Origin of the sequence: Nostoc sp. FACHB-888 (genome assembly GCF_014696655.1) — a bacterium.
Taxonomy (GTDB): Bacteria; Cyanobacteriota; Cyanobacteriia; order Cyanobacteriales; family Nostocaceae; genus Nostoc.
In genome coordinates this window covers 1-9,791 of sequence record NZ_JACJQM010000158.1, presented here as the reverse complement: position 1 = coordinate 9,791, position 9,791 = coordinate 1, and the positions used below count along the sequence as shown (strand labels likewise).

The following is a 9,791-nucleotide window of genomic DNA, read 5'->3' as shown; positions in this document are numbered from 1 at the left end:
ATCGGCTGGTGGATTGGAGAAGTAATCGGTTGTTGGCTGGCTTTGCGTTGGCGACATTACCGCAAGGCAGGGAAAACAGCTAAAGTTTTGGCAATTGTCACTCCTTTGGGAATTATTGCTTGGTTTGTGGTTTACTCTACTCTTCTAAACTGGGTAATGAGTCGAGTCAGTGAGTTACAATTTGCACAGTTATATGAAATAGTTCGCTCCCTAAGTACTGCTGTTTTTGCCATACCTTTAGCTTGGTTAGCAAGGTTCTTGACAAAGCCACATCAGCAAAAGTAGTGTTTACCGTTTTTTACCTTGTGGCATTGTTGTTTGATTCTGTCCTTGTATGAGATATCCTCCTGCTTGTGCTTCTAGAATCGTCAGTTTTGGCGGACAATCGAGAAGAAATTGCCCGTACTCTTTAGCGCAATTCGCTTGTAGTTTTGGTTGGCTGGGTGGAATGAGAAAAACGCTGTTGTTGATTTTGATGGTTTCCATAATTGTGTTGTTGTTGTTAAAAATTGCATTGATACTGGATAGTGTTCGACTTAGCTATTTATGACAGAACAATTCAAAATGCAAAATTCAAAATGCAAAATTAATTTCATTTTTATACCTCCTTGCCTTAAGGTAGGCCAAATGCCCACCTATTTTTTACGCTGCTACTAAATCGCTAGTTTCTGGCGTTGGTACGTATTTCTTTAACCGCTCCCATTCTTCACTCGTCAGTGCATCAAATTCAATATCTAGTAACTCTTCTTCTGTAGCTGGTTTTTCTGTAGTTGCTGTTAATCTACCTGTGATCACCATGAAGTCGTTTAATCCAACTGCTGCATCCAGCGATTCGGCATATCGAATCTTATCTACTGCGTTAGACCAGTGGGTGATGTGTTGAAATATCACCCCAATCATGGAATAACCTTTGTACACGCGATAAACTCTGGGGCAAGCTCCATTTACGTATACGAGTTTGTAGGGAGGAATCTCTTGCACTTCTGCATTGGGGTCTGTTGGAGGGAGGAGAATTTTCTGTAGAGGATTATTTAACTGGTCTTCTTCAGGAGAAAATGGGCTAATCATATTCTGTGTGCCATGATGATTTCGATTGTTTAAATTTGTTATGGAGGCGGGAGCATAACTCTTGAACTGCAATCGCCTTTTCTGACTTCCAGAGGAATTTCTTACGCCTCTGTATTCGCATCTGCTGGAGGTAGCACAAAATTCTCTTGGCAGTCATAGAAACCCCGATCTGAAAGTGTGATGTTACTTGCTGGGCTATGTGTAATGATTATCTGTAATTGCATATAGGTGGCGATCGCATTTCTCTTGGTGTGCAATCGCCTTTCTCACTTCCAGCAACCTACGCCGCTACTGCCATTCGGACTCCCAACGACGCAATCACATCTTTTGCACTGGCAGCAACCCGATTCACCCCGTACTGTCTCGGTCTTGCGTACCAACTTTGGTGATTGCACCCGACGAAGCCAACAAAATGCCCGTCTCGGTAAAGTTTAGTGCTGAACGAAAGCCAGTCAATCTCACCGTGGTACAGACCGAAAGCTGTGCAGGCTTCTTCCAATTCATCGCTCAATCGTTCATTCCGTTCCCGTGGGGTTTTTGGTAGAGTTGCTTTTACTTCTGCAACTCTTGTAGCGAACCAGTTGCGGTCAAAGGGTAGCCGTCCGCCACCGAATAACTGCACCCATACGGTGATTCCGCCTTCAATCCAGATGGTACGGACGGATTCGGGTTCCACTTCGATAATCTCGCCAATGATGCGGCGATCTCTGCTGGTGAGAGGGTCTTGGGTTGGGGCTACAGCTTCGGCTTGGGATTCGAGGTGGTGGTTTAGTTCTGCTTGGGCTAGGGCTTGCTCATCAACAGAAGAACCGATGATTGCTTGCTGTGTTAGTGTTATGTAGGTCATAATATTGATCTCCGTGATAGGGGAAAAGGCGATCGCAGAAGTTGTCCAGACAGTCGCGGTCGTCTTTGTTATGTGTGCAAACAACGTTGTGGTTTAGCACAACGCTCTCAAAAAGATTTGGCGTAGCCTCATATTTGTAATTTTCAGCTATTGTCTAGCAAAAATTCACAGCACAAGGCTCTAGAGAAGGTATTGAGCGGTTGCCCTAATTGCAGTATGAGTGGATTTATTGAGTGATCTTGAGTATCTCCCCCACCCGACTTTACCTGGCGTACCTTGTGCTATACGACGGGAGGTTCTTGTTTCTCAAATCTATGTTTTGTGTTGATCAAATCTGTGACTGGTTAAACTTGCAATCCCTTTTTGCGTTCGGGTGCAGGCGGTTTACTTTTGTTGTAATTACAAGTCTACCCTGAGATTTTTTAGTTGTCAATAGGTCTAGGCTGATATTTATAAGTTTAAATATGATAAATATCAGCTTTAGCTTTGAAGTTTGTAGTATATACTGGATAGAAGTAAGCTTAAGGAGTTGATTTTGTGAACCAAACCTTGATTAGATGGAGATTAAAAGAACTTATGGCAAGGTATGACATTAGGGCTGGCGACCTTGCTAAAACAATGGGAGTTAGCCACAACTCCATAGCTAACTTGCGAAAAGCCAAGACTATGCCACGGCTAGATGGTGAATCTTTAAACAGATTATGCAATGCCCTAAATTACTTAGCTCAAGACTTGCAAGGAGAAATTACTCCCACAGATTTAATTAGTTACACCAAAGATTCAGGGACACCTACTTCTGTTGAGGTTCCTGGTGATAGCGGACGCAGCTCACTGAACCAGAAGAAAAATCCCCGCTCAACAGATACTCAAACTCAGTCCTCTTTGTCTGCTGCTTAGTAAAAGCGATCGCTGCCGGTCAAAGCTATGCGATCGCCTGCTCAATCCGTTGATCACAAAGTGAGCTAATTATAATGCTGACATATTTTTGGAAAAACCTTCCAAATCAGCTGCTCTTGTTCACTTTGGTTAAACTGCAACACCCCAACTTTCAAGCATTTACCGTAGTGAGCAAGAAATATGCTGACACTAGACAGAGAAGAGACAACAGTACTCGATTACAGTGTTGTCAACGCCAGCATCCAGGAAACTTTCACCGCCATCGACCTATTCGAGTGGCAAGCGGTAGATGAAATCCTCCAGATGAGAGAACAGCAGCTTTACCTGCAAGCTGGCTATAAAAACTTTGAAGAATACTGCCAGCGTGAGTTATACGCCTGGGGTGGATACCGACGAATCAACCAACTGCTAGGAGCCAAAAAGGTCATAGACGCAGTTGGCGAATTGGGCAGACACATTAAAAACGAGCGTCAAGCCCGTCCACTACTACGGCTAGTCAAGGAACCAGAGAAACTAAAACAAGCTGTAGTGATCGCTCTCAAAAATAGCCCTGACCCAAGTGTTTCAGACTTTGCGGCTGCTGTAAATATTGTGGTTCCTCAACTTCCACGCAAAAAGCAATCTATTCAGGAACCAATGGTTCCCAAAGTTGAAGAACCAGTGGTTCCTCAAAAAGCTGAAGTCACAGTTTCACAAGAATCACATCCTCGTTATGGGGAAGAGGGAACCATTGAGGCTTCGGCTCCAAATCATTGGCAGCAGATTGTCACCTTTGCTGATGGCGAGAAGTTGTTGATCAACAATGCTGATTTAGATGCCCCAAGCGTTCCCTTTCCCAGAGAGCGCACTTACCCCGCAGAATATACAGAAACGATCGCTGCTATTGAAGAACGCCATAAACAGGAACTAGAGCGACTTTCCCAGGAATTGAGAATTGGGCTACAGTCAGAAGCCACAGCCAGAGCAGAAGAACAAGTACAAGAACAAATCCAATCTCTGCAACAACTCTTTAAACAACAGAAAGAAGAAAATATCCAGTTACAGCAACGGCTGGATGAGATGGAGGGGTTACGGAAACTAGAAATTGAAAATCAACAACTCCAGCAGCGCATTCAGGAATTAGAACACGCCGTAGAACAGCGCCCTTCCCAACAGTGGGGAAATACCATGACCCAACAAGCGACCAAAGCCTTGAATAAACAGGTGAAGCAAGCACTGGAGAAAACCATTGATTTGCGATCGCTGGCCCACGAACCACCCAAAGAGAATGCTCAGGAATGCTTACGGCTCATGGGTATGGCGTTGAAGAACTTAGCCAGTGCTATGAACAACACCCAAGCCCTCGAAGCTGCGGCAATCATTTTAGGGAGTGAACCTACACCAACTGCGATCGCTTATCGTGCCGAACAACTGGAAATGCTGCCCCAGGCAGTGAGTGACGTTAGGGCAGTGCTAGCTAAACCGGGGTGTAGCTGGCAGGACTATTGGGCAGTGGCGCAAGAGTATGAGGTAATCAAGCAGGACTACTGGGGGGAATTGACCACTCAAGAGACTGATTTAATTACTACTCTCCAGAACACATCCTCTCAACCGGACACTATTGGCGTTGGTTCTATCGTTGCTCACGCTGACCCCTACCGTACTTTGTATGTGGAAAGGGGTGAAGTTGTAGAGGATTTAGGCGAAGAGTTGATAGTAGCTTGGAATTGCTGGAAGGAGCAATCGAAAAAGACTGATAGGTATTTCCGAGACGAATTGCGATTCTGGCAGCCTGAATAGGCTTTCAGTGTATCGGTGACTTTTTAGACGACCAAATATAAGTACCAAACCCCGCATCACAGTGGGGGAAATTTCCGTGCGTCAATATAAACAGGAGATAGTAAAATGACCGCAACGATTACAAGACCCAAGCTCAAAAAGGCTGCTGCTACTAAAGCACAATCCCCGTACAAGCGGCTTCATGTGATTATTCCCATCGAAGACATGTTGTGGGCATCGCAGCAAAAGCCTTCAGTTACGCAATTGTGGCAGGAGTGTTGGACGGCTGACCCTTATGGTTCCCGGTGGATGGCTTTATCTACGGCTTTGGGGTACAGTACTTTTATCTCTGCGAAGAAAATTCTCTCTGAAAGCGGGTTGTTCATTTTTAAGCCCGACAAATCTATACAGGACGGACGGGAGACAGTGAAGTGGATGGTGCAGAATTTGCATGGTAGCCGGATGAAGGAATTTTGGGAGAAAGCCAATGCTGAAAACCAGCAACCAAATTCTGAAAAACGAGAACCAAATGCTGTGGATTCAGAGATAGATGCTGGCTCTGAAGAAATGCGTGCTTTAAATCAAGCATCTATTTTAGGTAAAAACCAGTCAGAGCAAGGGTTCCAGGAAACCTCACAAACTGCTCAGGAACAGTTCACGAACTCTTCAAAAGAGTTCGTGAACTGTGTCTCTGACACGCTTACAGGAAATTCACTCTTGGAGGAGACGGCTCACGCGCCCTTGAGGGTCGCGTCGCCTCAGACTGTTCAAGGCGTGTCAGAGAAGGAGGAAGAGTTACCTGCGGTAACAGACTGTACGACGCTAACGCTTGTAGATGCTGTACAGGGTGAATCTGCTTCTCTACGAGACGCTGCGCGAACGTTGTTGGCTGAAAAGCAGGACTGTGGTGAGGAAGTGAGAGACTGTTCTGAAGGCACTTGTTCCGCCGCGTCGCCTGCCCAAATTGAAAAATCTTCAACTTCAGCGATCGCTAATCAAACTCAGAGGCAGGTAAAACAGGGTTATTCTGCTTCGTTGTTGGTTGAAAATTCAGTTTCAGGTCTGTACGTTCGCTCATTTAAGAAGGGTAAGAGGAATTAATGCCTGACTGTGTAAGATTTCAACGTGATTGTGGATCTGATGTTGGTGATACCGTGTAATACTTGGGTCAGGGTTTGTCAGATTAACAGTGTATGACACGGACAGTGGAAGGCAGACGTTCCGTGTAATACATGGCAAGGAAACGACTCACCCCAAAGAGTGCAAGAATATCGGCACATCGGTGTAATACATGGATGATGAGCATGATCTCCAGTTCAGCTTGCGGTGTAATATACGGTTGAAGTTGAGGTTGAGGTTGATGTTGAAATGTCCCATTCAATTGGGTGTCTTCAAGTCATAGAGTACTGAGTGGAACGGGGTAAGACGTAATTATGTCTTGCCGGACTCCGAATCTAGCTGATAAAGGGACTCAGGCATTTTCATGAGGGAGAGAATTTGTTTTTGAAGCTCGGACAGAGGTGTGATGAAGATGCTAGAATCAGGAAGATAATAGAGAGTAAGGTGACAAAAAGCCTGAAGCATTCGCTCCGCAGAAGGGCGATTAGTTTTTCGCTTTGGATTGCCATCATAAAGACCAGCCAGAGATTGTTGCGTTTGCTGGAGAGCCTGACGTACCACAAACTCCATCAAGGTAAATACGCGCAAAGCTATGTTCAACACGAACATCAAGCCAGTGATTCGGTCTTCGTTTTGGAAGTAAATAGGTAAGGCTGGTAAAGAACCTCTTTTAAAACGGTGAAACCCACGCTCCAAGAGCCATTCATCCCGGTAATACATGACACCCTGTGGTAGGGTCAGTCGAATGGTCGGGGCGTTGGTGACATACAATCGCCATCCAGCCAAGGTTTGTGAAAGTTTAATCGCATCATCAATTTGCTGGATATGAAGTTGAAGACAAATACTCGTTACGGACTCAGTGGTCGAATTTTTTGATGGTCGTCCCCGTCCGACATGACGAGTTTTCACAAATGTTTCTTCTATGATAGTGGTTGAGAAAAAATCGTTGACACGATAGCGCTTCTTGATGTTTTCTACTTTCTGGGTGAGTTCTCCCCGATTTTCTCCTGGTTTGGCTGCTAATTTATCCAGAGCCGTTCTTGCAGTCAAGATGCGTTGCTGTTGTCCACGGATAGTAGATGCTGCAAGGCTTTGGGAATAAACTACCAAGTAGCGTTCGTGCCAGCGTACCCACTTGTTGGTTTCTGCGTTGAACCAAAACTTGCCTAACTCTACTTCAAAGCCTTTTCCCACAGCAGGTTCTTCTTCATCTTGTCGCGGTAAGCGAATCTCTACAGTTTCTGCTGGTGGGTCGAGTACCCATTGCTTAAGATATTGGGGGTGTTGCCCACTCATGGACACAGGAAAGCAATAAACACCCCCATTTGCGGCAATTTGGGCGCGAGTTGCAATTGCCGAAGCTTTACAATCAGCGATGAAGACAAATTTTTTGTGTCCAATTACTTTTACTAATTTTTGCCATGTTGGTAAATATAATGGGTCATCGGCTCCATTACCTTCTAGGGTGGCGCTGACCAACGGCATTCCCATTGGGTCGAGGGTGCCCAACAACTGACGGTATTGCAATAAGTCTGGACGCTTGTCTTTGGAATAGCCATAACACAGTAGACAATCTTTTGCTGATTCGTCCTGTTGATGATTCACGCTAAAACTTGTTGTATCAGTTCGTGCCACTTCTGTTGGTAATTCGTAGGCACGAATCAGATGTCGTCCTAACTTTACTTCTATTTCCAGCCTCGCCTCTGATTGCAAGCCTAATTCTTCGACTACCCTTGCCAGTCGGTCGTCAGTGGCATCTTTTTTCCCTATCGACCACCCCGTAGTTAGCTCTAAAATTTTTCGGTTTGCTTCTATCCAGGGTTCCACCGCCGACAACCGATGGTCTGACTGGGTGATTATATATGTCAATAACAATACACTCAATTGTCCGTAACTCAGTCCTTTGTGATTTCCGTGTGGTGGAGTGAGTTTTTGGTCAATACACTTGGCTATCTCCATTTTTTTTAGCCATTCCACTATTACCGGAATATCATCAATTCGCTCAGAACTAATTTTTACCTGCTGGTTTATTGCCATACGCACACTCCTCTCCAGAATCTGTCTTACAGACTAACGGAAAATCGTGCTATTACTCCTTATCGCCCTATTCCTTTCCCCTCAAGGCATTAATTCCTCTTGCCTTCAAAAATGAGCGAACGTACAGTATCGATGGCAGTTTCCTCAGCCGCAGAGATATAAAGAACGTCGAGAAGAGATTTTCCAAGCAACGGCTCGGCGATCGCATTACAGCGATCAATGACTCGGCGAAAAACTGGCTCTTGTTCGTACAGTTGACGATCCAGTTCTAATTTGTCGTAAATTAAGCCAGTGAACAAAAATCCGATTTTTGGAACCTTCTTTGGCTTCACCAAACCACTTACCAACTCAGCGGATTGCCCAGATAAAGCAAACGCCTCCAAACGTTCTGCAACTTGTGCTGAGGAGTTCCCAGTCACAGCCAGCCGATAATTAAATGAGGTTCTGCCAGTATTGGCACTAAAACAAACATCGGCAATTGACACATCAAGATGATTAACTAAAAACTCGTGATAACGCTGGGCTAGCGATCGCAATGCTGTTTCTGTTTTGGCAGATAGAGTCAGCAGATGTAAAGGACGATCGGTCTTATAAGGCTCCACAACCAAATCGGGGGAAGCTTCCATCACGACATGAGCGTTTGTGCCGCCAAAGGCGAACGTACTCACGCCTGCAATGCAGGGGCGATCGCTCTTGTAAGGCTCCAAGTTTTGCTGCACTTGCAATGGCAGTTTATCTAATGCCACATTCGGATTTGGCTGCTGAAAATGCAAGTTTGGCGGAATCTGTCCATACTTGAGAGACAACGCCACTTTAATCAATCCGGCAATTCCACTGGCTGCTTCTAAATGTCCAATGTTGGTTTTGACGGAACCGATTCGACATTTGTCTCCTGGAGGACGATTTTTTCCCAAAACAGTTGCCAGGGCTTTGAGTTCGATCGTATCCCCCAACAGAGTTCCAGCACCTTGTGCTTCGACATACTGTACTGAACTTGGTGAAATTCCGGCAGATTGATAAGCTTGCCGCAGTAATGCCTGTTGTGCTTGTAGATTAGGAGCACCCAGTCCATGACTGCGCCCATCTTGGTTGACTGCACTACCCCGAATCACCCCATAAATCGGATCGCCGTCTGCCAGTGCTTGAGACAGCAGCTTTAACACCACAACTCCAACTCCCTCACCCCGCACGAAGCCATCGGCTTGAGCATCAAATGCTCTGCAACGTCCTGTAGGCGATATCAACCCTGCATTTGTTAGGCTTGCTGTCACTTCAGGGAATAGCGTGATGTTCACACCTGCGGCTAAGGCTAAACTAGATTCCTGACTACGCAGACTCTGACAAGCAAGATGAACTGCCATTAGAGAAGAGGAACAAGCTGTGTTAATTGACAAACTTGGCCCGATCAAGTTAAGCACGTAGGAAATACGGTTAGCAACAACACTGCTGAGATTGCCAGTCACTGCATAGCTATTTGTCGTGCGTGCCGAAGCCATCATTTCGTAGTAATCGGAGCCGGCAATACCCACAAAAACTCCCGTTGCGCTTCCTGCGAGTTTTTGAGGAATTAACCCGGCATCTTCCAACGCTTCCCACGTAACTTCTAGTAACAGCCGTTGTTGAGGATCGATGCTGACAGCTTCTTGGGGAGCAATGCCAAAGAACTGTGGGTCAAATTGATCGATTTGCTCTAAAAAACCACCTTGTACCAGTTGTGCTTTCGATGAAGTCGGATCGGGAATAAAGCAGGAATGTAGATTTTGGCGTTCAGAGGGAATAGGAGCGATCGCGTCAACTTGATTACAGAGCAGATGCCAAAAAGCTTCAAGATTGATAGCACCCGGAAAACGGCATCCAATCCCAATGATAGCAATAGGTTCAGTATTCATAGCATTTACTCCTCAGCTTGGCTAAAAATTAAGTCTAATTTCTGTGCATCGAATTAACAATATTTAAAAATTTAATAGACCTCTTGCAAAATTACTTTTATGTTATAGTCAAGGGTTTGCATTTTGGAATTGCTAAATTTAACTCATAGTTATAAATTGCTGCTAGTAAGTTACAA

9 protein-coding genes and 1 pseudogene are annotated in these 9,791 nt (G+C 45.2%); 4 read left to right on the top strand and 6 right to left on the bottom strand.

The window, feature by feature from the left end; genetic code table 11:
- A pseudogene (locus H6G26_RS34570) lies at positions 1-285 on the top strand (hypothetical protein); the annotation flags it as partial.
- Between the two features lie 3 nt (positions 286-288).
- Here the strand turns inward: H6G26_RS34570 and H6G26_RS34565 are convergent.
- The 4 genes from H6G26_RS34565 to H6G26_RS34550 form a co-directional block, all read right to left on the bottom strand.
- A complete protein-coding gene (locus tag H6G26_RS34565) occupies positions 289-486 on the bottom strand; it encodes a hypothetical protein (RefSeq protein ID WP_190735630.1) in 198 nt (65 codons plus the stop codon).
- A gap of 156 nt (positions 487-642) precedes the next feature.
- Complete coding sequence (locus tag H6G26_RS34560; protein ID WP_190735628.1) at positions 643-1,068, bottom strand: hypothetical protein; 426 nt, start codon at positions 1,066-1,068, stop codon at positions 643-645.
- A 101-nt stretch (positions 1,069-1,169) separates the two neighbouring features.
- Positions 1,170-1,325 (bottom strand): hypothetical protein, encoded by a 156-nt coding sequence (locus H6G26_RS34555; RefSeq protein ID WP_190735626.1) that lies wholly within the window; start codon positions 1,323-1,325, stop codon positions 1,170-1,172.
- 23 nt (positions 1,326-1,348) lie between these two features.
- Complete coding sequence (locus H6G26_RS34550; protein ID WP_190735624.1) at positions 1,349-1,915, bottom strand: hypothetical protein; 567 nt, start codon at positions 1,913-1,915, stop codon at positions 1,349-1,351.
- 537 nt (positions 1,916-2,452) lie between these two features.
- Between H6G26_RS34550 and H6G26_RS34545 the strand changes: the two genes are divergently transcribed.
- From H6G26_RS34545 to H6G26_RS34535, 3 genes are all read left to right on the top strand, one after another.
- Positions 2,453-2,812: a helix-turn-helix transcriptional regulator gene (locus tag H6G26_RS34545; protein WP_338422019.1), complete on the top strand. Its 360-nt coding sequence runs from the start codon at positions 2,453-2,455 to the stop codon at positions 2,810-2,812.
- 180 nt (positions 2,813-2,992) lie between these two features.
- A complete protein-coding gene (locus H6G26_RS34540) occupies positions 2,993-4,591 on the top strand; it encodes a hypothetical protein (protein WP_190735622.1) in 1,599 nt (532 codons plus the stop codon).
- Between the two features lie 105 nt (positions 4,592-4,696).
- Positions 4,697-5,671 (top strand): hypothetical protein, encoded by a 975-nt coding sequence (locus tag H6G26_RS34535; protein ID WP_242054100.1) that lies wholly within the window; start codon positions 4,697-4,699, stop codon positions 5,669-5,671.
- A gap of 330 nt (positions 5,672-6,001) precedes the next feature.
- On the opposite strand, the gene H6G26_RS34530 is transcribed toward H6G26_RS34535, so the two are convergent.
- Positions 6,002-7,726 (bottom strand): IS1634 family transposase, encoded by a 1,725-nt coding sequence (locus tag H6G26_RS34530; RefSeq protein ID WP_190735620.1) that lies wholly within the window; start codon positions 7,724-7,726, stop codon positions 6,002-6,004.
- An 89-nt stretch (positions 7,727-7,815) separates the two neighbouring features.
- Positions 7,816-9,615 carry a type I polyketide synthase gene (locus H6G26_RS34525; RefSeq protein WP_190735618.1) on the bottom strand — a complete coding sequence of 600 codons (1,800 nt, stop codon included), beginning with the start codon at positions 9,613-9,615 and terminating at the stop codon, positions 7,816-7,818.
- Positions 9,616-9,791: the final 176 nt, after the last annotated feature.

Coding starts and splice junctions, on each gene's coding strand:
- H6G26_RS34560 (WP_190735628.1), bottom strand. CDS start 1,068: ATGATTAGCCCATTTTCTCCTGAAGAAGACCAGTTAAATAATCCTCTA.
- H6G26_RS34535 (WP_242054100.1), top strand. CDS start 4,697: ATGACCGCAACGATTACAAGACCCAAGCTCAAAAAGGCTGCTGCTACT.
- H6G26_RS34525 (WP_190735618.1), bottom strand. CDS start 9,615: ATGAATACTGAACCTATTGCTATCATTGGGATTGGATGCCGTTTTCCG.
- H6G26_RS34540 (WP_190735622.1), top strand. CDS start 2,993: ATGCTGACACTAGACAGAGAAGAGACAACAGTACTCGATTACAGTGTT.
- H6G26_RS34550 (WP_190735624.1), bottom strand. CDS start 1,915: ATGACCTACATAACACTAACACAGCAAGCAATCATCGGTTCTTCTGTT.
- H6G26_RS34530 (WP_190735620.1), bottom strand. CDS start 7,726: ATGGCAATAAACCAGCAGGTAAAAATTAGTTCTGAGCGAATTGATGAT.
- H6G26_RS34565 (WP_190735630.1), bottom strand. CDS start 486: ATGGAAACCATCAAAATCAACAACAGCGTTTTTCTCATTCCACCCAGC.